Origin of the sequence: Rhodococcus sp. Eu-32 (assembly GCF_003336925.1) — a bacterium.
Taxonomy (GTDB): Bacteria; Actinomycetota; Actinomycetes; order Mycobacteriales; family Mycobacteriaceae; genus Rhodococcoides; species Rhodococcoides kyotonensis_B.
Map to the genome: position 1 here is coordinate 1 of NZ_QGNK01000028.1, position 24,618 is coordinate 24,618.

A 24,618-nucleotide genomic window follows, 5' to 3' on the forward strand; every position below is an offset into this window, starting at 1 on the left:
GCCCTTCCAGGATGTGCAGGTCGGTGCGGCACACGCCTGCACCGCCGATCTTGACGACGACGTCGAAAGGCCCTGTGGGCGTGGGTATCGGCAGTTCGGCCATCTGCAGTTTGTCGTGGTATCCCACTACCTGTACGGCTCTCATGACATTTCCTCCAAAGATGTTGTCAGACATTGACGGTCGTACGTTCCGGATCGTCGTACCGGGTCCGCAGCAACCCTCGGCAGAAGTGAGTGTTGCCGTCGATCGAAATTCGTGTCGAACGTGCTCGTCGAAGAGCCAGAGGCACATCGATCTTGGCGTAGTCGTTTCCGTCGTGGTCGACCATCACCAGACTGTCGGAGGTGGTGGGCAACCCGACCATCTCGCGGCGACGCAACAACGCGCCGGTGTTCTCGTCGTCTGGCAGTTCACGCAGACGCACCGTGCCCATCTCGCTCATATCGCGCGAAGGATCCTGCCGAAGCAAACCCGTCAGGCACCGTTCCATCGCCGCGACATGCGCTTTGCGAAGAAAGGTCGTGCGCAATTCCTCCAGATCGGTCTCCGCTTCGTGTCCGAAGGTTCCGCGGTAGCCCGCGTCGGCAGCCAAACCCGCGTTGATGATCAACGAATCGTGATGGTCGTCGAGCTCGACGGTGACTTTCCTCGTCCACGGGAGCCGGGTCAGCGCGTCCTTCGCATCCGACGCCATCAGGTATGCGAAGTTCGGCGCACAGAACGACGTCGGAAGCCGAAGGTGCACGACGACGTCTCCGGTACCGTCGACCTCGAGCGACTCGACGAAATCGAGATCGGTGATCGGCTGGTCGAGCTCGGGGTCGATCACCGTCCCGAGTGCAGCTACAGCAGCATCACGCAAAGTGGTCATACTCAGGCTCCTACCAGGTGTTCCTCCGAGGCGTTGTCGGCGCCCCGCGGTCCGGTCTCGGTCTCGTCTGCGTCCGCGAGCCGTAGGTCGGCCGGCACCGGAATGTCGTACATCTTTGCGGCGTTCAGCCCGAGGATCTTCTTCTTCTGTTCGAGCGTGATCGCCGGATATTCGGCGAGCTCCTCCGAGATTTGGAACTCGACGAACTTCTCGATCAACCAGCGCGGCGTCCACAGCGCGTAGTCGGAGGAGAACTGGATGCGGTCCTCCCCGAGCCAGTACAGCAGTTCGCCGATGATCTGGCCGAAGTACTTGGGCCTGGTGTGGATGAACGGCATCGCCACCGCAAGTCCCGCATGCACGTTCGGTTCCTGAGTCGCGATCCAGCAGAAGTCCTCCAGCCGCGGCAGGCCACAGTGCTCGACAACGAAGCTCAGATCGGTGAAATCGGTGGCGATGTGATCGACATCGGCGACATCGAAAGCATCGCGGTCGAGTGGGCGAATCGTCGGCCCCTTGTGGACATGAATATTCTTCACCCCGAGCTCTCGGCACACCTCCAGGTAACGACGGGTCCAATCGTCGTCCAGCTTGTACCCACGCGAATCACCGTGCCACTCGGCGGTATAGAGCTTCACCCCTTTCAGCCCGAACCGCTCCGCGTCCGCACGTAACTGGTCGAGGCCGCGTTCACCGTTGCGAGGATCGAAATTGTGGTTGTACGTGAGCAATTCGGGGTGCGCCTGCGTCAGCGCCCAGGCTTCCTCTGTCTGCCCGAACCCGTTGACGTAGAACTCGCCGAGGTGCGCCGGCTGGAAGATCGCATGGTCGACAAAGCCGTCGACGAACAAATCCTTGATCAGGCGTTCGCCGCCCTGGTACAGGTACTCGTCGTACGTCCACAGCTCCGACTCCGGCGACAGGTTCCGGTGGTAGTCGTAGAAGCAGTCGATGAACTGCTTGCCGTGAATGTTTCGTTGATTCTCGACGCGCGCATCCCACAACGCGACGTGCGCATCGACGATGAAAAATTTGTCGTCCCCGCGTGAATACATGCGAAAAACCCTTTCAGTCGTGTGACTGGCGCCACAACCAGCGTGTTCACGGTATGCGCGAGAGGAGGGCTCGGCCATCTCATTTTGAGACGAATCAGTCTCGCCGCGCCGTCCTGGAACGCGACTCGAACTTCAGTCTCAAAGTGAGACGGATGAGACTCAGGTCACAGTGTTCAATCGGGTGCACAACATCGCAGAGAAGGCCGGCACCCCCGCTGACCTTGCATCCAGGAGGGCACATTGAGTAGGCAAAGTCTCACCAAGGCACACGCAAAAATTTCGGAGCTTAAGTGGGAACCCACGTTCGCCACCCCCGCTACTCGTTTCGGTACGGACTACACATTCGAGAAAGCGCCGAAGAAAGACCCGCTGAAACAGATCATGCGATCTTACTTCCCCATGGAAGAAGAGAAGGACAACCGCGTGTACGGCGCGATGGACGGAGCCATCCGTGGCAATATGTTCCGCCAAGTCCAGCAGCGGTGGCTCGAATGGCAGAAACTGTTCCTGTCGATCATCCCGTTCCCGGAGATCTCGGCAGCCCGTGCGATGCCGATGGCGATAGACGCCGTACCGAACCCCGAGATCCACAACGGGCTTGCGGTTCAGATGATCGACGAAGTTCGTCACTCGACGATTCAGATGAACCTCAAGAAGCTGTACATGAACAATTACATCGATCCCGCAGGGTTCGACATGACGGAGAAGGCATTCGCAAACAACTACGCCGGCACCATCGGTCGTCAGTTCGGCGAGGGATTCATCACCGGCGACGCCATCACCGCGGCCAACATCTACCTAACTGTTGTCGCCGAAACTGCCTTCACCAACACGCTTTTCGTGGCGATGCCCGACGAGGCAGCCGCAAACGGCGATTACCTGTTGCCGACGGTGTTCCACTCGGTTCAGTCGGACGAGTCGCGTCACATCTCCAACGGATATTCGATTCTGTTGATGGCGTTGGCCGACGAGCGCAATCGTCCCCTTCTCGAACGCGATCTGCGCTATGCATGGTGGAACAACCACTGTGTTGTCGACGCCGCGATCGGGACATTCATCGAATACGGCACGAAGGACCGCCGTAAGGACCGAGAGAGCTATGCCGAGATGTGGCGCCGGTGGATCTACGACGACTACTACCGCAGCTACCTCATTCCGCTCGAAAAATACGGCCTGACGATTCCCCACGATCTCGTCGAAGAGGCGTGGAATCGCATCACCAACAAGGGGTATGTGCACGAGGTCGCACGGTTTTTCGCGACGGGCTGGCCGGTCAATTACTGGCGCATCGACACCATGACCGACAAGGATTTCGAGTGGTTCGAGCACAAGTATCCGGGTTGGTACTCCAAGTACGGCAAGTGGTGGGAGGAGTACAACCGTCTCGCGTACCCCGGCCGGAACAAGCCGATCGCGTTCGAGGAAGTCGGGTACCAGTACCCACACCGCTGCTGGACGTGCATGGTTCCCGCGCTCATCCGCGAGGACATGGTCGTGGAGAAGGTCGACAACCAGTGGCGAACCTACTGCTCCGAAACCTGCTACTGGACCGACGCCGTGGCATTCCGTGGCGAATACCAGGGCAAAGACACGCCGAACATGGGCCGGCTCACCGGGTTCCGCGAATGGGAGACCCTGCACCACGACAAGGATCTCGCCGATATCGTCAAGGATCTCGGATACGTCCGCGACGACGGTGAGACGCTTGTCGGTCAACCACATCTCGATCTGGATCCGAAAAAGATGTGGAAGCTCGGCGACATCCGCGGCAACACCTTTCAGAGCCCCAACGTGCTGCTGAATCAGATGTCGGACGCGGAGCGGGCAGCGCATATTGCCGCGTACCGCGCCGGCGCAACCGTTACTGCCTGATCACCGACTCGGAGGGCGGTGCCGCGACGAACGGCGCTGCCCTCCGATTCCACCGTGATCGACACATAAATTTCAGGAGAGCCTTGTGGCCGACACACACCGAATCACCTTCGAGCCGGTCGATATCGAGATGGAAGTTCGCGAAGACGAGCACATTCTCGATGCCGCGTTCCGGCAGGGCATTCATCTCATGCACGGTTGCCGAGAAGGTCGCTGCTCGGCATGCAAATCGTTCGTTCTCGACGGTGACATCCAAATGGAAAACCATTCGACCTTCGCATGTAACGAAGCCGAGGAGGATGAAGGTTTCGTACTGCTCTGCCGGACGAAGGCATACAGTGACTGCACCATCGAACTCCTCAACTTCGACGAGGACGAACTACTCGGCGGAATTCCCATTCAGAGCGTCACGACCCGCGTCGTGTCACTCGAGTCGGTGACGGGTGACATCGTTGCGCTTCGTCTCGAACCGATCGAACCCGATCTTTTCGAGTTCAAGCCGGGGCAGTACGCGGATCTCACCGTTCCGGGGACCGACGAGCACCGATCGTTTTCGATGGCGTCGACCATGTCGACTCCCGGTCAGGTCGAGTTCCTCATCAAGAAGTACCCCGGTGGCAAGTTCGCAGCACTGCTCGACGCGACCGAAACGGACGGCGGAATTTCGGTGGGCGACGAGATCGCGCTGACCGGGCCATACGGATCCTCCACGCTCAAGGACGGCCACGTGCTTCCTGTGGTCTGCATCGGCGGCGGAGCCGGCATGGCCCCGATCCTTTCGATCGTGCGTCACATGAGCGAATCGAGAAACACCCGCCCTGTGCACTTCTATTACGGCGCACGGACACCGAACGATCTGTTCTACGTCGACGAAATCAACGCACTCGGCGGCAAACTCGTCGACTTCACGTTCGTGGCCTGCGTATCCGACTCGGCCGGCGGGAAGTCGTCCGGTTCCTTGGCGGTGGAAGAAGGCAACGTCACCGACGTCGTGCGGAGACTGGAACCGGACATCGCCAAGGCAGAGGTCTACCTGTGCGGTCCGCCGCCGATGGTGGACGCAGCATTGGACTTCCTGGACGTATGCGGCACACCCAGCGACCAGATCTTCTACGACAAGTTCACGAGCCCGGCATTCGACTGATTCGCTGCCGCGCAGCGGTTTCACCGTACGACAGTCAACACACGACCGAGAGGCGAACATGACCACGACCACCGGGCCGAAGCAACGCAGCTTCCCCACAATCGAATTCACCGACTCCGAGGCGGGCGCCAAGGAGTTTCCGAGCTCGAAAAGCCGCACCTACAGCTACTACACCCCGGCCAAGCGCAGAGCGACGATGTACGAGGACGTCACCGTCGACGTGCAGCCCGACCCCAATCGCCATCTGACACAGGGCTGGATCTACGGCTTCGGTGACGGCCCCGGCGGCTACCCCCAGGAATGGACGACGGCGAAGTCGTCGAATTGGCACGCTTTCCTCGATCCCAACGAGGAGTGGGACCAAACGATCTTCCGCAACAACTCGGCCGTGGTCCACCAGGTCGAACTCTGTTTGAGCAACGCCAAGCGTGCTCGTGCGTACGACGGTTGGAACACCCCGTGGCTGAAGTTCATCGAACGCAATCTCGGCGCGTGGATGCACGCAGAGAACGGTCTCGCGCTGCACGTGTTCGCCTCGATCCAACGATCCGGTCCGACGAACATGATCAACACGGCTGTCGCCGTGAACGCGGCACACAAAATGCGCTTCGCACAGGACCTAGCTTTGTTCAACCTCGATTTGGCGGAAGCGGACGTACAGTTCGACGGCTCCGCGCACGTGGAAGTGTGGAATAACGCACCAGAGTGGCAGCCGACGCGGGAAGTCGTCGAGCAGCTCACTGCAGTCCCGGACTGGTGCGAACTGTTGTTCGCGACCAACATCGTATTCGAACAACTCGTTGGGTCTCTGTTCCGGACAGAGCTGGTCATGCAGATCTCCGCGCGCAACGGCGACTACATCACCCCGACGATCGTCGGCACGGGTGAACATGACTACGACCGCGACTTGAACTACACGCGTACGTTGTTCCAGCTGCTGACGCGCGACCCAGAGGTCGGCGATTCCAACCGCGCACTGTTCGGCGAATGGATGTCGGTGTGGGTGCCGCGGTGCCTCGAAGCCGCACGCGCGCTGCAACCGATCTGGTCTCAACCTGCGGACAAGGCGATCACCTTCGCGTCGAGCCTCGACGCAGCGATCGACAAGTTCACAGTCCTGCTCGAATCCCTCGGCCTCGACATCCCCAAGGAGTTGGCACGATGACCATGCAATTCGGATCCTCCACGGAATTCTCCAACATGTGCGGCGTAACTCTCATGAATACACCCGTCGGGCGCGTTGTCGCCGAGGTCATGGGCGCCAAAGACGGCGTCGAACTGACCGAGTACCCGTCGATGATTCGAGTCGACGGCACGAAGCTGCTGTCGTTCGACTACAACGAGCTGACCGACGCACTCGGACAAGAATTCGACGGCTCGGTGTTCGAAGAGATCAGCTCGACGCACTACGGGCGCATGGTCCACCTCGACGACAAGACAATGCTCTTCGCCAGCCCAGAGGACGCCGCCGAGTTCATCGGGTTCGATTTGGCCGAGCGCGCCTGATTTTTTCTTTTGCCGGTGGGTGCCCGCGTCCGGCGTGTGTGTATGCACAGTCTGGACACGCGGCACCCACCTTCCCTGACGAGTCGGAGACACAGAATGTATCAATCCGGACCTCTCTCAGCAGATTTTCCGACGCTCGGTGCGGCGTACAGGACTGCACTGGAACGTTCGATAGCCGATCATCTCGCCCGCACCGGTGGCGGCATCGACAGTGTTTCTTCGATGACTCTTCGTGACATCCGCGGCGAATTGCGTACGGCCGAGTTGATATCACGACGGAGTGCCCTCGGCCTCAGCCTGTGCCCCAACAGTCGGCTCTTCGTAGACGCCGAAGGCAACGCTATTCCTACAGAACAGTTCCCGTCGACACCACGACGCTCCGCCACCGTTTGCAGCGCGACACAAAGTCCCAACACCACCTCGAAAGGATCGAACTGATGGCCAAGGAACTGCGGTTCAATACCGAAGCACGCGCATTATTGGAGCAAGGTGTCAACGCTCTCGCCGACGCGGTGAAAGTGACGCTCGGACCGAAAGGGCGCAACGCGGTGCTCGAAAAGCTGACCGGCCCCCCGACCATCACCAACGACGGTGTCACCATCGCGCGTGAGATTCAGCTTCGAGAACCCTTCGCCAACATGGGCGCTCAGTTGGTGAAGGAGGTGGCGATGAAGACCAACGGCGTCGTCGGAGACGGAACCACCACCGCGACGGTCCTGGCGCAGGCCATGGTTCGAGAGGGACTGCGCGCGGTCGATGCGGGCGCCAATCCAATGCGGTTGCGCCGAGGAATCGAGACGGCAGTGTCGTCGATCGTCGACTCGCTGCGCGCACAGGCGGTCGAGGTCGTCGGCAGCAACGATCTGGAGCGAATCGCTACCCTCGCTGCTAGCGACGACGAAGCCATCGGCCAAAGCGTCGCGCGAGCTGTGGAGTACGTCGGAAAGTCGGGCATCGTCACCACGGAGGAAAGTGAAACCCTCGGCATGGCCGTCGATGTCGTCGACGGTATCGAGTTCGATCACGGCTTCATCTCGGGCTACATGATCACCGACCCCGAGCGCGCCGAGGCAGTGCACGACAATCCGGTCATCCTTCTGACCAACAAGAAAATCAATCAGGTCCAGGACATCATGCCGAGCATCGAGGCTGCCAAGCGCGCGGATCGTCCACTCGTCGTGGTCGCCGAGGACGTCGACGGACCCGCGCTGCAACTCTTGGTGGGCGGCAACATGCACAAGACCATGCAGTCGGTCGTCGTCCGCGCCCCCGGGTTCGGGCACCGCCGCGTCGCAGAACTGCAGGATCTCGCCATCGCGCTGGGCGGACAGGTCATCGCCAAGGACACAGGACTTGAACTGTTCGAAGTCACCATCGACCAACTCGGATCGTGCGACCGGATCACCGTCACCGAGAACGCGACGACCATCGTGGGCGGACGCGGCGACCAGAAGCTTCTCGAAGCAAGAGTTTCACAGCTGGAATCCCAGCTGGAGCGGTCGAAAATCGACGGCGACCGCGACAGCTTCGAGCTGCGAATCGCGCGGCTCACCGGCCGTGTTGCCGTGGTCCGAGTCGGCGGCGCCACCAGCGTCGAGCTCAAGGAGCGGATGCTGCGCGTGGAAGACGCCGTGGCGGCAGCTCGGGCGGCGCTGGAATCAGGTATCGTCTCAGGCGGCGGCACTGCGTTGGCGCAGGCTCATCGCGCTCTCGTCGGCCTCGAGCCGACCGGTGACCAGGCCATCGGTGTCGACGTGGTGCGCAAAGCACTGACCGAACCGCTTCGTTGGATCGCGATCAACGCAGGCTTCGAGGGCGACGAGGTCGTCGAGGTCGTGGCGGGGCTGCCCCTCGGACACGGATTCAACGCTCTCACAGGCGAGTACGGCGACATGTTCGACGACGGCGTCATCGATCCCTTGAAGGTGACGCGCGCAGCACTCGAGAGCGCGGCGTCCATCGCCGCGTTACTGATCACCACCGAGACCGCAGTCGTAGAGGAGGTGTTCGGCAATCCAGGCGCTATCGTGGCGCCAGGATTCGGTGACCTCGCCGAGGGAATGGTCCGCCCGTCGAACATCTACTGATCAACGGCACACGGAGCGCGGCCGTCTGAGGCGCGGACCGTCAGGGATGGAAAGACGCGAAACGCGAGACTGCGACTTTCCATCCCAGTAGTGTAACGAGTTGTCCCCAGGCAAGTTTCGGGTCTTGAATACCTCGAAACGTCGATCAGTGGTCGACACGGGACGACAACTTTCCGAATACGGATTCTCGTTGGGTCAGGTGACAATGCAGAACCGCCAGTCCAGTTCAGAACTGCACCGCGTCCGTGAGCGTTTTCTCGCCGAGCACGAGCTCGACAGATCATTGAGAGAACCCATCTCGATCTCCTGGGAACGATCGAAATCTCTCAATGTTCGCCCCGACGAGCTCGATCTGCCGTACATCCGCGAACCGGACCTCGACAGCCCGTTGGTGGTAGCGGCTGGGCCAGTCCTTCGTCAGCTGGCCGAGGGGCTGGCGGACGAGCCGGTAGCCGCGATTCTGACCTCAGCGGACGGCGTCGTCCTCAACCGCTTCGCCAGCAACAACAACCTACTCAACACCCTCGACGAGGTTCAGCTAGCGCCGGGTTTCAGTTACCTCGAGCAATTCGCCGGCACCAACGGAATCGGTACGACTTTGGAGACCCGCAAGCCGACCCTGGTCACGGGAGCAGAGCACTACGTCGAGACCCTCGGGTCGTTGATGTGTGCGGGTGTGCCGATCATTCATCCCACGACAGGCACCTTGGCCGGAGTGCTGGATGTCACCGGCTGGTGCGAAGACGGTGCACCTTTGCTGGTTGCGTTGGCTCGATCTGCGACCGCCCAGATCGAGGGCCGATTGTTAGCGCAGTCCAGCGAAGAGCAAACGGCGCTTCTGAACGCATACCTCAAAACATGTCGAAGGTCGGCGCAGGCAGGGGTCGTCGCTCTTGGCGACGACGTAGTGCTCCTCAACAGACGATTGCGACTAGCGTTGGATCCGCAAGATCAGGCTGCGACTGTCGAACACGTAATGGATTTAGGTCTCGACCAACGATCAGGAAGCCGCGTGGTCGAGTTGCCCAGCGGTCAGATCGCACGATTGTCTCTGGTCGAAGAGATAGGTCAACCGAAAAACCGATGCAGATCGGTAGTATCTCTCGTTCACCTAGCAGAGGGGATCAGTCCGACAACCGTGCCCGACGCTCTCGGACGCGCACTTCCCGGCGTTGTCGGTAGGAGTCCCTCGTGGCGACGTGTCTGCCAGCAAGTCGCCGAGTGCGCCAAGGGCGGAGTGTGGGTGGCGGTGTCCGGCGAGCCGGGAAGCGGACGGTTCGCGGGCCTGAAAGCCGCTGCCATGCAGCACGTCACGACAAGAACGCGTTTCTTCACCCCAGCCGAGCTCAGTGACGATGGCGGTCTGTCAACCCTCGAAACGGAGATCGAGGAAGACGGTTTCAGCGTAATACTGCGCGACCTCGACCTTATTTCCGATGACCGACAGCGCGCAGTTGCTACCGCAATCGAAGGCCGCGAACACGCTGGCTGGATTGCGGCAACTATCGGGACGGTGAATCGGAGTACCGAAACAGATGCAGTTCTGCTGCCGTATCTCAGCCACACCGTTCATGTTCCCGCATTACGTCACAGAATCGACGACCTCGAGGAATTGGTCCCTCACATGCTCAGACAGCTCACCAGGGGACAAGATTTGCGCCTGTCATCGGCAGCACTTCGCCAGCTGTCGAAGTTCGATTGGCCGGGCAATGTCGCGCAGCTGCGGGCAGTCCTGCAAGAGGTTGTCAACACGCAGCGGTCCGGCATCGTCGAGGTAGACAAACTACCGCCGTCATGTCGGTCCTTGAACCGACGTACTCTCACACCGATCGAAGCAATGAAACGGGACGCCATCGTTCGTAGCCTTTCGGACACTGGAGGCGACAAGCAGGCGGCTGCCGAAGCATTGGGGATGTCTCGTGCGACCATCTACAGAAAAATTCGCGAGTTCGGCATCGATGTGTGATTGGACTACGCGAAGGAGGGCCCGATGCGCGCTGAATACGATAGCCGATCTCGAAGGGTCTGACGTGGGGCGTCGGCCTCACTGTTACGAGAATGATTGGCTCGCAAACATCATGAATGATTCAATTCTACGACCGTCGGCACATCGATTCTGCGGGCAGCTCGCGGCGAGATTGAGACCAGACTCGCGGCAAAGGAATTCACTCTCCAGGAGTACCTGGCGGTACCAAGCGCGCGACTCAGGTTCGGTCCTGAGGAAATGCCATATCCTGCACAACGTCTGAGATGCCCATTGCGACCGAGACGGCAACGTCGTCGAGGTCTTCGTCCCTCAATACGAAGAGCAAACCGCCGTTCGACCTCGCCTCGGTCGAGACGGTACGCGGCGTCGGACACCGCCTCGTCCCACTCGGCTGGAGATCAGTCCTCGGGCGAGTACATAAGTTGAACAGTCACCGATTCGTGAATTCACCTCGACGACGTCCGCGCCGAAGTCCCGGCCGCCGCGCTGGCACAGGCGGTCCGGGACGCGGCTCAGAGCCGAATTGCTTGCCGATGCTGTCCTCGACTTTTCGGGCCGACTCCGCGAATCACGGTGACGACGTCGTCACTGCCGAACAGGTCGCTGTGCCGGGAATCGAATCCAGCAAAGCGGCGCCAGGGACAAGGCGGCGTCCGCGGCCGCTGTCCGACCACGCCGCGGCGGCGTCCGGACAGACAGGCACCCAGGAGATTACTCGAGCCCGAGGAACAGGCCTCGGGTGCGGAGGTTCTTCATTGGGGCCTCCCACGTCTGTGGCTCTACCAGCCAGGACCCACTCTTGTCGGCAATCCACGTTCGAATGCAGTGAGGCCCCCGCCAAGACCCCCTGACATTAGTCGGCGACAGTGTCGAGCATCTTGACAGGTGCGCGGTTGTAAAAATCGTCGGCGGCGGATGACGGCATTTCGATGCCGTAGCGCTTCTGTAGCTCTTCGGTCATGTCGATGAGCTTGCCCATGTCGTACTGGTTGATGTTGCGGTGCGTCGCGATCAGGTTGTCGTTCTTCAGAACCGGGTCGTAGCTCATGATCTCGTCACGGAACTCTTGTCCTTCGCCCGTCATCAGCCGCTTGGCGTCCCAGACGGCGACCTGGATCAGTCGGTCCCACGTGAGGTACGTGAGTCCGGGGAAGTGCACGGCTCCGGCCGCGTAAAGCCCTTCGACCTTGCTCGAGAGGGCGCCGAGGTGGAACTTGGGTGCTCCCTGCTCCCAGTCCAGGAGCTTGGGATCGAGCCAAGGGATATCGAACTGGTACCCGGTTGCCAAGATGATGAGGTCGACCTCGGCGGAGGTACCGTCGGCGAAGTGCACGGTCTTTCCATCGACCGACTGGACGTCCTGATGCGCCTGGAGGTGACCGTGCGCGATTTGGTAGAGCACCTGGTCGTTCATGACCCAGTGCGTTGCACCGGGTTCGTGGTCGGGCTTCGGCAGACCAAACGACGTAAGGTCTCCGACGCTCTCCAGGGTCAGTTGCATGGCCTCGGCGTCGGTCAGTTCGCTGAGGGGAGTAACTGCCTGAGGAACCTTGGCGGTGCGACTCAGCACCTGCAGGATTGGCTGACCGAAAATGAGCTTCGGGAAGAAGTGGTACCCGCGGCGCACGGAGAGGTGCGCCATGGAGCCTGCGATCGCGGCGTCGACCACGATGTCGACGCCGCTGTTGCCCGCGCCTATGACGAGGACTCGCTTTCCGACGACCTGATCGATGCGTTTGTAGTTGCTGCTGTGGATGACCTCGCCAGCGAAACCCTCAAGCCCTCTGATCTCGGGCCGGTACGGGCTGCTTTGAAGTCCGCAGGCCCACACGACGCCGCGGTAGAGGGTCTCTACACCGTCCGCAGTCTTCACTATCCAGCGCTGACCGGCCGCGGTATCGATCGGACGAGCTTCGATCACCTCCTTACCGGTTACGACGAACTCGTCGAGACCGTTATCGCGAGCGAACGCGTGCATGAAGTCGCGAACCTCATGCCAGGTGGGAAAGACCGGGACGCCGTCCGGCATGGGGTACCCGACCATGGCGCTGCTGACGCGATCGGAGATGAAGTTGCACGACTCGTACACCGGACTGTGCGGGTTGTCGATGTTCCAGATTCCTCCGACGGCGTCGTGCCGCTCCAGGATGTCGATGTCCAGTCCAGCCCGCCGAAAGGCGCGGGCGGCGATCAGACCATTCGGGCCTGCGCCGACGATCGCGAAGCGGTTCTCTCGATTCTCCATGGATCTTTCCTCTGTAGCTTTCGTTCTAGGTGTTGTTGGTTCGGGGGGTGGTCAACCGACGGGATCATCGAAAAGACCTGGTAGTCCATCCGGCCGCCGTCGAAAAAATTTTGAATGTTGATCAGCTCAAGGGCGATGAGCCCTTCGTGCCGAAAAAGGGACGTCGGCCAACGGGGTTACTCCCCAGATGCGACGTAGCACATTGGTGTGTTTGCTCGTCTGCTGGATGAGCGTGCGCTCGGAGACTGCCTTGTCGGCCGGATCGCGTGGTCCCGCATCACCTGGTTGACTTGGGTAGCTGCTGTTGTTGTCGGCGCCGCCGCGGAGGGTATGCCGAATCCGGATGTTCACGTCCAGCAATTCGCCGAGTAGTCGAATCCCTTGGGAATGCAGGCCTCTGCGAGCTTTTCAAGGTCAGTTGTGGGTTGGACGTTCATCTGCCTCCTCTGGCCGTTCCAAATTCAACCTACCGTCCGTTTGAATCAAGAGTAGCGCCGATCACACGCGAAGCAAAGCCCGGTATAGGTACACGCCTGTCGGGGTACGCGACGACCGCTCCGATCTGATGCTTGAACAACCCGATAGGGCGAGTTCCGTTCCGGAGTCGAGTCGGACGTGCGGCAACTCTGTGGCCTGCTCTCGACGAACCGCAGCTGTGAGCTGTGCGTCGTCGCCATGTGGCTGCACGCAGAGGTAGCCTCTACCCCCGGGGAGAACACGCGATGCGCCAGTCGGCAAGTTCGAAACTAGTTCACTACTGCGCTGCGCAAGAGGACAGACATCGCGCACCCGACGGTGATCTCGCACGCAAAGGGCTATCAATACTCGCCCATCCGAGTTGACGGGTAGACCTGCCCGCAACTGCTTTGTAAGGTGTACGCCGGGAGGGGGAACCCATGGATGCTTCTGCAGCAAAAGTGATGCGAGCGAGACGCGAGTTCGAACGTTTGATGCCACGACCGTGGAATCGTAAGTCGTTCCTGCATAACCTGAGTCAGTGGCGGGGACGCCCCGTTTTGTTGACTGCGGTTGAAACTTCATCATTGGGTGGCGCGCCCTGCGGAGTATGGCTCTCGTATGCCGACCACGATGAAATTGTCTATGACAAGGGCACTTCCGACTACCACATCGACCACAACATCTTGCATGAGACCGGCCACATGGTGCTCGATCACAACTCTGGAGATCTGAACGCAGGACTTGTCACAGTCCAGCGTTTGCTCCCTGATCTCGATGCCTCCGCAGTCGAGAAGGCGATGAGCCGAACGCAATTCGACGAAATCCAGGAGAGCGAGGCGGAGATGTTCGCCGACCTGCTCATGGCCAACTCGTACTCGAGGTACCGACGTTCGAAGCCCATGACATCGCTGTGGGGCACCCGCGCTTGACCTCCTCCGTCTCACCCGATGTCGCCTGGCCCGTCCTGGCATTCAGCTGCTTGGTAGTCCTCGTGCGCTGGTTCTGGTTCAGCGGAAGCCGGGGTGAACGTCGAATCACCTGGGTGCTCGGCCTTGCGGTCGTGGCGTGCATCCTTCGCGAACACCATGTCCAGCGGTTCTTGGCCCTCGCGCCTGGAAACTTCCTTTCTGTCGGCTTTGTCCAGCAGCTCAGCACGACGTTCATTGTCCTTGCTATGGCGCCGTTTTTCTTGGTAGTCGTGTCGTGGTCATTCGCTGACGAGGAACCGAAACGACTTGCGACCGCCGTCTACACGACAGCCGGCGCTTTCGTTCCGGTGATGCTGTGGCTTGGCTCGAACGCGCGATACGAGGGCCAGTACATCGATGTGACCGAGGGTTGGGAGACGGTTCTTTACTTCACGATGTTCGCAGTCTGGGTCGGGGGGATGGCCTGCGTCTTGCTGTGGACGTGCTGTCGCGAGCTGTTCAGAGGCAACCTCGAACCGCGTCACCGCTACTCGTATCTCGTTGTCGGTGCCATCGGAATCTGGGCTGCGGAAGAGGCCATCTCGATCATGGGTAGCGCAGTCTTTGCCTCACTCGGCAAATTCAGCGAGCTTGTCCAGTTCCGGGTTGCGATGAACGAGAACAACTTTGTGCTCATGACGGGGCTGGGCGCTATATGTGCAGCGCTCCCAGCGGCGGCTGCCGCACTCGAAAGCTTCGGCGCCGATCGTACGTCTCGCAACATCAAGGCCTTACGCCCCCTGTGGACAGATCTGACCGCCGCCTGCCCTGAAGTTCGCTACCTCGCCACGAGCGAATTCGAACTGCCTAGCACAGCTCGAACTCTTCATCGTATGGCCGTGGAAATCTGGGATTCCATTCTGATCCTGCGGCACTACGTACCGGAACAATCGATCGCAGCCCAGGTTCCGGACGACCTTGAGGGCCTCCGCAGCGCCGTTCAACTTCGAGAATCGATGAGGGCGAGAAGGATTGGCGCGTCTCCGCGTTCCGCACCGCGTCAGACCATCGCTACGACGGGCCGACACGGTGACGAGATTGGCCACCTCCGGGCGATCGCCGCTCAGTGGGCACGCGCCGGGGAACTAGTAGATACGACTCTGTCTCGATCCGACAGCAACAATGATGCATGAAAGGCCGTCGATAGCCATGAGCAGCACTACTCGTCTCCGCGCTGCGGATCGTGTACTCCCCCACCCACCTCGTCGACTCCCGATACTGGGGGATGTACTCGACCTCCACATCACAGATTCCAGTCAGTGGGGGTGGCGTGACGCCCAGAAGTATGGCCCGATCTTCGAACGTCGAATTCTAGGCGCCCGCGTCACGTATGTGTCGGGACCCGACCTGGTCGAGGAAGTCAACGACGAGTCCGTATGGGCGAAGTTTCTCGGTGTACCGATTCGAAACCTCAGATCGATAGCCAAGGACGGTCTTTTCACAGCACACAATTCTGAGCCGAACTGGGCCAAAGCGCATGCAATACTCGGTCCGGCTTTCACCCAGGCTGCTATGCGCCGCTACCACGACATCATGGTCAGTACGGTCCGCGAGCTCGTGAGGTCCTGGCAGACACGTTCTTCTGGTGACTGGATCGAGGTCCCCAGCGACATGAACAAGCTCACCCTGGAAATCATTGGTCGTGCCGGTTTCGGCTACGACTTCGGATCTTTCGCGGAGTCCGAACCCCACCCGTTCGTGGGACAGATGTCGCGAGCGTTGGCATACGTCAACCGATCTGCGTACTCCCACCCGCTCGTCGAAAACACCTTCTACCGACGAGAATACGCGCAGCACGGTCGCGATCTCGCCGCCGTACAGACCCTCGTCGACGACGTCATAGCCCGACGTTCCGCGGAGTCTCGGCCAGAAGAAAGCGATCTACTCGATCGCATGCTCAACACACCGGACCCGCAAACGGGACAGCGACTCGATCCGGAGAACATCCGCAACCAAATCCTCACGTTTCTCGTTGCCGGGCACGAAACCTCAGCCGGCGCGCTGGCATTCGCGCTGCACTTCATCGCCACCAACCCGGACGTTGCGGCACGTGCACGCAACGAGATCGACACCGTATGGCCAGTGGGCGACGAGATTTCTTACGAACACATCGGCAAATTGCGCTACCTGCGACGTGTCTTGGACGAGACCCTCCGACTGTGGCCTGTTGCCCCAGGGTATTTCCGGAAGGCAAAGGCTGACACGATGCTCGGCGGACAGTACCCCTTCCAGAAAGGTGAATGGGTGTTTGTTGTCCTGCTGCAGCTACACAGAGATGACGAGTGGGGCGCCGACCCCGAGACGTTCGACCCCGATCGCTTTCTGCCAGAACGAGTTCGAGCTCGCAGACCTGATCTGTACAGACCGTTCGGAACGGGCATGCGTGCGTGCATCGGACGCCAGTTCGCCCAGCACGAGATATTGCTGACCTTGGCGACGCTACTGCGGGAATTCGACTTCGAGGCAGATCCGAACTATGAGCTTCGAGTCAAGGAGATGATCACGTTGAAACCGGACGGGCTTCGACTGCGGGCTCACGCACGTTGACGTCACGCGACCTGCGCGTTGTGACTTCGTGTTCGGATTGCTTTCAAGAGGCACGACAATTCGGCCTGAGCGAAGTCACCCCGTAGGAACACACCCTTCACGCCAGAGTCGATCAACTCGCCTAGCAGAAGAAGTTGCCCGTGGAGCCCACCGCCGTCGTTCGACAACAGGTAACCGGGGTCCATGTGAAAATGCCGCGCAAGCGCTGTCAGCGAATCGACGTCTACGGACTCCACGGCACCGCCTCGGATATCGGCAATCTCCCTGGCGGACAACCGTCCACCGAGTGCAGATACCGACTTTGCGACCGCCTCGTAAGATTGCTCCTCTCCGGATTCACGCCAGGCACGGAACAGTGCGTCGACGCGCTCTGCGATCGACAGATGCTGGCTCTCGTCGTTTTTCATTCTGACGCTTCTCCCTGACCTGGATTGCTGGCTCTCAATCGCTGTGCAAACCGTTCCGACGTCGAGTGGTCTATCCCGCTCGTCCTCCCCGCAAGCCACCGTCGATACTGACGTTCCTCGAACTCCGTTGGGTCGGTCGACCGGTTCGGTTCGTCTAGCAGATGTCCGAAAACCGCAAAGACCGGTGAGACGGTCCCGCGATCCCGTCGGTTGGCTTCGAACAACTGCGTGACGTATCTGCCGTAGATCGGATGCAGTGCGTCGTTCAGATCGCTCGCGACGCCTTGCAATTCACGATCCTCTGGTCGATTCTCTGCCAATTCTGCGATTCTGGTTGACACGGAAACCAATTGCGCTATGGCTGCAACGTCCAATTCAACGCGTTCGATATTGGGAAACTGAACGGGCGAATCTTCGCGGTCCTCGATCGCCCTGACGTTGCCACCGCTCAAGAGTCGGGCAGCGCTTCCAGCTACCCACCCAAGACCGGCGTCCAGCTTCGCCAGCGTCGCAGGCGAAGGTTCCGGAAGTTCCTCTCGCTCGATCTTGGTCAAGGTCGGTTCCGACGGACCACCACGGTCACGCACCTGGACTCGTGTGAGTCCTAGTTGGCGTCGTCGCTCCCGAATCTGGTCCGAGAAACGGCGGTGGTCTTGCATGGACGGATCGTAAGCAAAACCGAACATAGACACAACAAATACACAAACTTGGGCCTTATTTTCGCCAGATTTGTGATAGATTTTTGTTTGCACATCGTCAACAAGAGCCTTTGGGGGAAGGACACCATGGACGAACAAGCCGGAACACTCGTAGTCCACGCGATCTGTGTTTCGTCGTGAACAGGAGCGCTGCGTGGCGACTCGGAGAAAACCCAGCGTACAACTGGTGTCGCTCGATCAGTCAGAGCAGCATCAGCGGCGAACTGAGGGCTTGCTCGCACGAGCTAGGCCATGCGGGCCTTCATCAATTCGTCGGTGATGACGGACTAGTACTCGCCCAGTGGGCTTCACCGCAACCGGTCTGACAGAACTCCCCCAGTCCGGGGGCAGGACAAGCCTCCGCTCGACACATCGTCGGATCGATCCCCATGCCCGGCCGATCGAGCGGTCACAGAGGCCGGGTGAGGACGCGTACCCCGCGCGTCCTTACCCGGCCTGCTCCATCTGCACGAAAGCCATTGTCGCACTTCGACCAAACGCACAGCTCATCCAGAGAGGTAACGGTATGCACACTGATTCGAGCCAGAGACTTCGTCTCGCACGCAAGGCGCACCACGGGGTAGTGGCAGGTCTGCCTGCCGTCGCAGCAGTGGCGATCGCCAGTCTGGTTGCGGCTCCGGCGAACGCCGCACCGTCCCAGCCGGGCGTGACCAGCCCGCAGGGCTCGCAGCCAGGCGTGACGACGACTCCTGCACCGGAGACGCCCGCGCCGGCACCAGTGATAGAGCAGTCCGACTACCTGCCCGGCTACACCCCGCTCTACGACTACGACGAGACCCGCACTGTCGACGATTACAACGCCGGCCGTCAGCAGCCTTCTTACCCGAGTCAGCCCGCCTACTACTACGAGAGCGATCCGGCTTCGGTTCAGGGCCCGGGTTTCGCAGAGGAAGGCGAAAGCATAGCTCCCGCACAGGAACCGGCACCTGCGCCGACGGTCAAGCGTAAAGCGATCGTGCCGATCGACACCCCCGAGGGCACGGTCCTCGTCGGCGCGAACCCGGTTCCTTACGATCCCGCGCTGGTCGACCCGACGTTCGCTCGCCAGTTCTCGAACACCGTGCAGGCGATTCAGGCGGACGGCGGAAACCTGCTCGTAGACAACGGGTTCGCGGACGCACCACGGGCGGACCGGATCGCCGCCGGGACAGCCGCGGGTGCGGTCACGGGCGGGGTGACCGGCCTGGGCGTCGGTCTCGTCCCGGGAGCGGCAATCACGGCTGGTGGTGCAGCGCTAGGCGGTGTACTCGGAGTCGCTGCAACCCCGGTGTTGACTCCGGCGATCGTGTGGGCCGGTCCGATCGGGTACGTCTTCGTGCCCGGTGCTGCAGCACTGGCCGGTGCCGGTATCGGAGCTGCGATCTCAGCGCCGCTCGTCGCTGGTACCACTGCCATCGGCGCTTTGGCCGGTGGCGCGCTCGGCGCCGCCGCTGCGGGCGGCGAAGCGACCGTCATCGAGGAGCCAGCCCCGGCACCTGACGCTGCTCCGCTGGCGGCGCCGCCGGCGGGGCCGAACGCAGACCAGGTCCCGGCCATCCCGGCACCTCTCATCGTCGACTCCGGCCCGGAACTGCTGGCGCAGGCGAATACCGTCGCCGAGAGCGCTGCACCTGCGGCGGCGCAGGCCGTGAGCGATGTGAATAAGTGGATCGAACCTGCCAGGGGTGCGGTGCAGGGATTCACCTCCACCGTGCTCGAGCAGCCCTCGGTCGCCGACGCTGTCGCTGCAGCGGGCCCGGCACTCGCCCAGGCCGGCGACCTACTCGCGGGTCTGCTGCCCGCCTGATCCCCCTCTACCCCAGAAGTATTCACGCCAGGAAGGACCACGCCAGATGTCGCGACGCTCCATGACATCCCCGATCGCCTCCGCTGTCGGTCCGACGCGGTCGGGGATGTCATCGGACGGTTCACCCCGCCCGCCCAGCACCCGATCCTCCCGCAGACGCACACTGTTCGTCGCCTACCTCGCCGTTACCGCGCTGCTCGCCGGCACCTTGATCGCCGCGTTCACCGGCGACAACTCCGACACCGTCGCCACCCCCGCACCTTCCGCCGTAGCGCCCACTTCGGCTGCGACGACGCGGCCAGCCCCAGCAGGCCCAGACTGCTCGATGCCTACAGGTGATCAGACCAGCGGTGAGGGCGTCATCGCGGCGTTCGAGCACGCCTACTACGTGCAGCGCTCCGGAGCGGCAGCGCACGCCCTGGTCTCCCCGGACGCCCCATCGTCGGCGCCGTTCACCGTCGTGGCCAATCTCGATGCCGGTATCGCCACCGTCGCGGCGGGGACGACCTACTGCCTCGACATCGACACGCTGCGTCCCGGGGTGTTCACCCTGACCCTCACCGAATCCGGCCCCGACGGCCCCGGAACGCAATACCGCCAGCGCATCACCACATCCGAGGTCGACGGCCGCTTCGTCATCGCCTCGATCGAGCAAGCCTGACCCACACGAGAGGACCACATTCACATGACCAGTGCAGCCCACGAATGGGATCAGGCCGCCGCCGCAGTCCGAGACGCCGCCGAAAGCCTCCGCACCGCGAGCACGGCAGACCTGCGGGCCTGGGCCGAGAACGCGGGTCTATTCAGCCGCTCGCTGTGGCCGAAGGTCAAGCGCGAGCTCTACAAGCAGCTCGACATCGACTACGACGCCCTCCGCACCGCAGAAGGCGAACAGGTCACCGAAAAGGTCGCCGAAGCCGCCGCAGCCGCGCCGCTCGTCGAGCTCTACGCCGCAGGCGACGAACGCGGTAGCTTCGCCGTCGTCGGGAACGGCGAAGACACCGCTTGGTACGGCACCTTCCACGCCGAGGACGCGATCTTCCGGCGGGGCGATCAGGACTCGGCCGACGATTCCGCAGCCGGCAAGGCCGCATTCCTCGCCGGGAAGCTCCGCGACGAACTCGCGGTTCCGGCACTGCGCCTGATCCTTCACATCTCCAACCCCAACGTCGATGGCACCCGGTTGGCGGTGATCGCCGCCAAACACGGTGTGCACCTCGAACAATTCGAGATTGCCGTCGACAACCCAGCATCGGTGTGGTGCGAGGTCCCCGGACACCGCGCCTGGCAGGCGATTCGGCTCACCGATCTCCTCGTCGACGACGACAGCACCGACACCACGAGCAGTGACGCGGATGCGGTGGTGCAGTGATGGTCTCCCGTGAACCCGCTCGCCGCGACGACGCCGATCCCACCATTACCGGCGGCGCTCCTGCATGCGAGAGCGCGAACCCGGTCGCGGACTATCAGGCCGAAGCGGCGGTGAACCTGCGCAACCAGCGCCTCCGCCGTCCCGACCCCGCCACCACCGACGGCCACGACTCCGAAGCCGACGATGCGGCCCTGAGGCCGGATCCGTACGGCGTCGGACAGGATGCCCTGGCCGCGATAGACGCACCCGATGTCGACCCCGAAACGCTGTACCGGGCGAAGATGTTCGACCGCCCCGAAGAAGATCTGACCGCCGAACCTGCGACATGGGGACTGCGCGGACGCCTCAACGCCGCGTTCGGGGCACACATGCGCCCCAAGCACGTCTCCGCCGAGGTGCGGTTCCGGCAGTCGGTACGTACCGTGCAGCAGCCGCTTCCGGGGTGCTCGGTGGTGTCGGTGATGAACCCGAAAGGCGGCTCCGGCAAGACGATCACCTCGATCATGCTCGGTGCGACGTTCGGCAAGCACCGCGGCCACGGCGTCGCAGTGTTCGACGCGAGCGAATCGTCCGGCTCGCTCGGGGACCGGGCTGCTCGGACCACCGATCCGGAGCTGACGGTGTGGGATCTACTTGCCCACGCCGGTGAACTCGCCTCCTCCTCGGCGGTGTCCGGGTCGCTGAACGCGTTCCTGCGACGCCAGCCGACGATGGAAGACATTCTCGCGTCCGACAATTCGACGATCCAGTCCCGCAGCATCGGCTGGGATGAATGCGCCGCGGTCATGGCGGTGCTGCGCCGTCACCGGGATCTGATCATCCTCGACACCGCCACGAACCCGTTGGCCGAGAACTGGCAATGGGCGATCGAGCATTCGGATGTGCTGGTGGTTCCGCTGCCGCTGCGGATGGACATCGCCAAACAGGTCTTCCTGATGCTCGACGGCATCACCGCCCGCGGCAAGCAGCATCTGCTCGCCTCGACGGTCATCGTCACCTGCATGACCCCGGACTCCTCTCCGGAGCTCTCGCAGTTGATCTACGACGACCTGCGCGCCCTTGGCGTCCCGGAGGGCAAGTTCGTCGAAGCGCCCTACGATGCGGCGCTGGCCCGCGGCGACCGCATCGTCTACAGGGACCTACCCGCCTCCACCGTCGAGGCCTACACCAATGTCACCGCGCTGGTCGCCGACGCCCTCGGTGCCGCCCGCCGCGCGGCGGCGTTCGAGTACTCCGACTCCTTCGCCCCCGAACCGGTCTACCGCCGCCCGCCCGAGCAGCAGAACCTCTCCCAGCTCACACATTTCGACATCCGCCGAGACCGCCGCCGCGGTGCCTGACCTTCCTACGTCCCATCCCCTTCCGGTTCCAGCCTGCACAGGAGATGCCATGACCCCCGCCGCCCGCACCGGCCACCGCTGGCGCCGACGACTCACCGCAGTCGGTAGCGCCGCTGCGGCCGCCGCAGTGATCCTCTCCTCCACCACCGTCGCCGGGGCAGCACCGGCAAAGACCGCCACCGCCGGGTGCGCGAAGTACGTCGCAGTCATGACCCCGGGAACATGGGAAACCACCGCCGCGGCGAACCCGTCCGTCCCGGTGGGGATGCTGAAAACCGTCGGCGACGCACTGGAAGCGAAGTACGGCAACGACATCGACGTCCGCTACCCTGCTTACTCCGCATCGGCGTTCGACCAGGGTCGGACGTACGCCGAAAGCAAGCAGACCGGCATCGACGCGATCAACAACATCCTCACCTCCGCCTGCGCCACCGCGAAGTTCCTCCTCGCGGGCTACTCCCAAGGCGCCGACGCCGCCGGGGACGTCGCCACGCAGATCGGCAACGGCCGCGGCGTCATCCCCGCCGGAAGAATCCTCGGTGTCGGACTGGTCGCCGACCCACACCAAGGCACCGCCGGAGGCACCCTCGTCGGCCCGAAGGTCGACGGCCAGGGCATCGGCGGGGTGCGCCCCGAAGGATTCGGCTCCCTCGCCCCACTGGTACGCCAGCTCTGCGCCCCCACCGATCTGTACTGCTCCACCAACGCCGGCTCCAACGGACTGATCGCCGGTCTCGGGAAGATCCTCGCCAACCCCAGCGACGGAGCCACGTCGACAGCCGCCGGTCTACCTTCCGGTTCTGGACCGTCGGCAGCGCTGACAATCGGAGCGAACCCGCAGGGCGGCGTCACCGGGACCTCCGCGGCGACCACCGGGCAGGCAGCCACTACCACATCGACGACGGCGGGCACCGATTTCGGGGCCTCGCTGGTCTCGGACTTCTCCCGCGTCGACCTCGCGGGTGCCGCGAGCACGGTCTCGGGTCTGTCCGATCGCATCGGAGCACTACCGGAGACGGTCGGCGCGAACCGCACCCAGTCGCAGGTCGCCGGGGTCGAAGCCTCCGCCACCTCACTGGCGAACACCCTGGGCCCGGTCGCCGACATCCAATCGGTGATCTCCGCCAACCCCGGCATCCGCTCCTCGCTCGACTCCGCCGCGGACGGCACCCCGGAGAAGCAGACCGCCGCGGTACTCGATGCCCTCGACCGGATCGACCTCCCGGCCACCATCGCCACCGCCACCTCCATCGCCGACGGCGCCTCGTCGCTTCTCGGCGGCACCGATACAACCGGGTCGGTGGCCGGAGCTGGCCTGGCCGACTCCGCAGCCGCCCTCAGCAGCCAAATCGCGCCCCTGCAGTCGGCGGCACCAAACGCCCTGACATCCGCGACGCAGGTCCTCTCGCTGCTGAAACCGAAGACCGTGGTGACCCAGATCGTCAACGTCGCCACCGGATTCACCTCACTGGACTACCAGGGCATCGTCGACAACCTCATCGCCCTCCCGCAGGCCGTGGCCGCGCTCGATGTGCAAAACGCGCACCGCATCTCAGGGGAGCTGAACAATCAGTTCGCGCCGATCGTGAAGATGGCCACCGGTGTAGACCTACACACCCTCGCCGGGCTCATCACACTGATCCCCGACCCGTCCGGGGCGGCGCAGATCGCCTCCCTCGTCCTCGGACTGCTCGGCAACGTCGACGTCATCCGGCTCGCCAACAACGTCGGCGCCATCCAGGAAGTCGGCTGGAAGATCCTCGAAACCGGAAACCTCTCCGCCGCAACAGAACTCCTCCCGATCGGCCTCGACCTCGCCTCCGTCGCAGTCGGGGTGATCTCCGGTGGCGGTAGCAACACCAACCCCGACCAGCTCGGCGCACAGACCCAGGTGACCGGCCAATCCGCCGCAATCGGGCAACAAGCCACTACCGGCGACTTCGCCGGCCTCGCAGACTCATTGGTGTCCCTCGCCTCCTCCCCCGGCGCCGGCGATCTAACCGAGCTCGTGGGCACCGGCATCGACGCCGCCACCTTCTTCACCTCCGGAGCCCACCAGTCCTACGCCGACTTCCAGATCGACTCCACCGGCCGCAGCGCCCTGCAATGGCTCATCGACTTCTTTACCCAAAAGATCGGAGGCTGAACACCTTTCACCCACGCGCAGTTCATGTCCGGCCGGGAGGGCAGCACATGGACACACACCACACGACACAGCAGCAACCACCACAGCAGTTCACGGTGTCCGGGCG

At 62.3% G+C, this 24,618-nt stretch carries 19 protein-coding genes and 1 pseudogene; 14 read left to right on the forward strand and 6 right to left on the reverse strand.

Annotated elements, in window-relative coordinates; translation table 11 throughout:
* From DK926_RS23915 to DK926_RS23925, 3 genes and pseudogenes are all read right to left on the reverse strand, one after another.
* Positions 1-145: pseudogene (locus DK926_RS23915) on the reverse strand (NAD(P)-dependent alcohol dehydrogenase); the annotation flags it as partial.
* 22 nt (positions 146-167) lie between these two features.
* The gene (locus DK926_RS23920; protein WP_114332465.1) at positions 168-872 is read right to left on the reverse strand and encodes an iron-sulfur cluster assembly protein; all 705 of its coding nucleotides are present in this window, start codon (positions 870-872) and stop codon (positions 168-170) included.
* 2 nt (positions 873-874) lie between these two features.
* Positions 875-1,927 (reverse strand): amidohydrolase family protein, encoded by a 1,053-nt coding sequence (locus DK926_RS23925; RefSeq protein ID WP_114332466.1) that lies wholly within the window; start codon positions 1,925-1,927, stop codon positions 875-877.
* 240 nt (positions 1,928-2,167) lie between these two features.
* Here DK926_RS23925 and DK926_RS23930 point away from each other — a divergent pair, with 240 nt between their 5' ends.
* From DK926_RS23930 to DK926_RS23955, 6 genes are all read left to right on the forward strand, one after another.
* On the forward strand, positions 2,168-3,799 hold the full coding sequence (locus tag DK926_RS23930) for a methane monooxygenase (protein ID WP_114332467.1): 1,632 nt from the start codon (positions 2,168-2,170) through the stop codon (positions 3,797-3,799).
* 85 nt (positions 3,800-3,884) lie between these two features.
* Positions 3,885-4,943, forward strand: coding sequence for a 2Fe-2S iron-sulfur cluster-binding protein (locus DK926_RS23935; RefSeq protein WP_114332468.1), 1,059 nt, complete (start codon positions 3,885-3,887; stop codon positions 4,941-4,943).
* A gap of 58 nt (positions 4,944-5,001) precedes the next feature.
* Positions 5,002-6,108, forward strand: coding sequence for an aromatic/alkene monooxygenase hydroxylase subunit beta (locus tag DK926_RS23940; RefSeq protein WP_114332469.1), 1,107 nt, complete (start codon positions 5,002-5,004; stop codon positions 6,106-6,108).
* Positions 6,105-6,449 carry a propane 2-monooxygenase effector subunit MimD gene (gene mimD / locus DK926_RS23945; protein WP_114332470.1) on the forward strand — a complete coding sequence of 115 codons (345 nt, stop codon included), beginning with the start codon at positions 6,105-6,107 and terminating at the stop codon, positions 6,447-6,449. Before DK926_RS23940 ends, mimD begins: the two co-directional genes overlap by 4 nt.
* A 437-nt stretch (positions 6,450-6,886) precedes the next feature.
* A complete protein-coding gene (groL, locus tag DK926_RS23950) occupies positions 6,887-8,536 on the forward strand; it encodes a chaperonin GroEL (protein ID WP_114332471.1) in 1,650 nt (549 codons plus the stop codon).
* Between the two features lie 205 nt (positions 8,537-8,741).
* The gene (locus DK926_RS23955) at positions 8,742-10,502 is read left to right on the forward strand and encodes a helix-turn-helix domain-containing protein (RefSeq protein ID WP_114332501.1); all 1,761 of its coding nucleotides are present in this window, start codon (positions 8,742-8,744) and stop codon (positions 10,500-10,502) included.
* A gap of 874 nt (positions 10,503-11,376) precedes the next feature.
* Here the strand turns inward: DK926_RS23955 and DK926_RS23960 are convergent.
* Positions 11,377-12,768: an NAD(P)/FAD-dependent oxidoreductase gene (locus DK926_RS23960; RefSeq protein ID WP_114332472.1), complete on the reverse strand. Its 1,392-nt coding sequence runs from the start codon at positions 12,766-12,768 to the stop codon at positions 11,377-11,379.
* Positions 12,769-13,664: 896 nt separating this feature from the next.
* Between DK926_RS23960 and DK926_RS23965 the strand changes: the two genes are divergently transcribed.
* From DK926_RS23965 to DK926_RS23975, 3 genes are all read left to right on the forward strand, one after another.
* Positions 13,665-14,156: a hypothetical protein gene (locus DK926_RS23965; RefSeq protein ID WP_243636991.1), complete on the forward strand. Its 492-nt coding sequence runs from the start codon at positions 13,665-13,667 to the stop codon at positions 14,154-14,156.
* A gap of 62 nt (positions 14,157-14,218) precedes the next feature.
* Positions 14,219-15,328, forward strand: coding sequence for a DUF6545 domain-containing protein (locus DK926_RS23970; protein WP_125833453.1), 1,110 nt, complete (start codon positions 14,219-14,221; stop codon positions 15,326-15,328).
* A 16-nt stretch (positions 15,329-15,344) separates the two neighbouring features.
* On the forward strand, positions 15,345-16,742 hold the full coding sequence (locus tag DK926_RS23975) for a cytochrome P450 (RefSeq protein ID WP_114332475.1): 1,398 nt from the start codon (positions 15,345-15,347) through the stop codon (positions 16,740-16,742).
* A 2-nt stretch (positions 16,743-16,744) separates the two neighbouring features.
* On the opposite strand, the gene DK926_RS23980 is transcribed toward DK926_RS23975, so the two are convergent.
* On the reverse strand, positions 16,745-17,149 hold the full coding sequence (locus tag DK926_RS23980) for a hypothetical protein (protein WP_114332476.1): 405 nt from the start codon (positions 17,147-17,149) through the stop codon (positions 16,745-16,747).
* Entirely contained in the window at positions 17,146-17,835 is a 690-nt protein-coding gene (locus DK926_RS23985; protein ID WP_114332477.1) for a helix-turn-helix transcriptional regulator, read from the reverse strand. Before DK926_RS23985 ends, DK926_RS23980 begins: the two co-directional genes overlap by 4 nt.
* A 538-nt stretch (positions 17,836-18,373) precedes the next feature.
* Between DK926_RS23985 and DK926_RS23990 the strand changes: the two genes are divergently transcribed.
* The 5 genes from DK926_RS23990 to DK926_RS24010 are packed head-to-tail and all read left to right on the forward strand — an operon-like array spanning position 18,374 to position 24,512.
* Positions 18,374-19,654, forward strand: coding sequence for a hypothetical protein (locus DK926_RS23990; protein WP_243636992.1), 1,281 nt, complete (start codon positions 18,374-18,376; stop codon positions 19,652-19,654).
* 46 nt (positions 19,655-19,700) lie between these two features.
* The gene (locus DK926_RS23995) at positions 19,701-20,315 is read left to right on the forward strand and encodes a hypothetical protein (RefSeq protein ID WP_243636993.1); all 615 of its coding nucleotides are present in this window, start codon (positions 19,701-19,703) and stop codon (positions 20,313-20,315) included.
* A gap of 24 nt (positions 20,316-20,339) precedes the next feature.
* Positions 20,340-21,026, forward strand: a complete 687-nt coding sequence (locus DK926_RS24000) for a hypothetical protein (protein ID WP_114332478.1) — start codon at positions 20,340-20,342, stop codon at positions 21,024-21,026.
* A complete protein-coding gene (locus tag DK926_RS24005) occupies positions 21,026-22,366 on the forward strand; it encodes a ParA family protein (protein WP_243636994.1) in 1,341 nt (446 codons plus the stop codon). The genes DK926_RS24000 and DK926_RS24005 overlap by 1 nt, the downstream gene beginning before the upstream one ends.
* Positions 22,367-22,415: 49 nt before the next feature.
* Positions 22,416-24,512: a cutinase family protein gene (locus DK926_RS24010; RefSeq protein WP_114332479.1), complete on the forward strand. Its 2,097-nt coding sequence runs from the start codon at positions 22,416-22,418 to the stop codon at positions 24,510-24,512.
* Positions 24,513-24,618 lie beyond the last annotated feature (106 nt).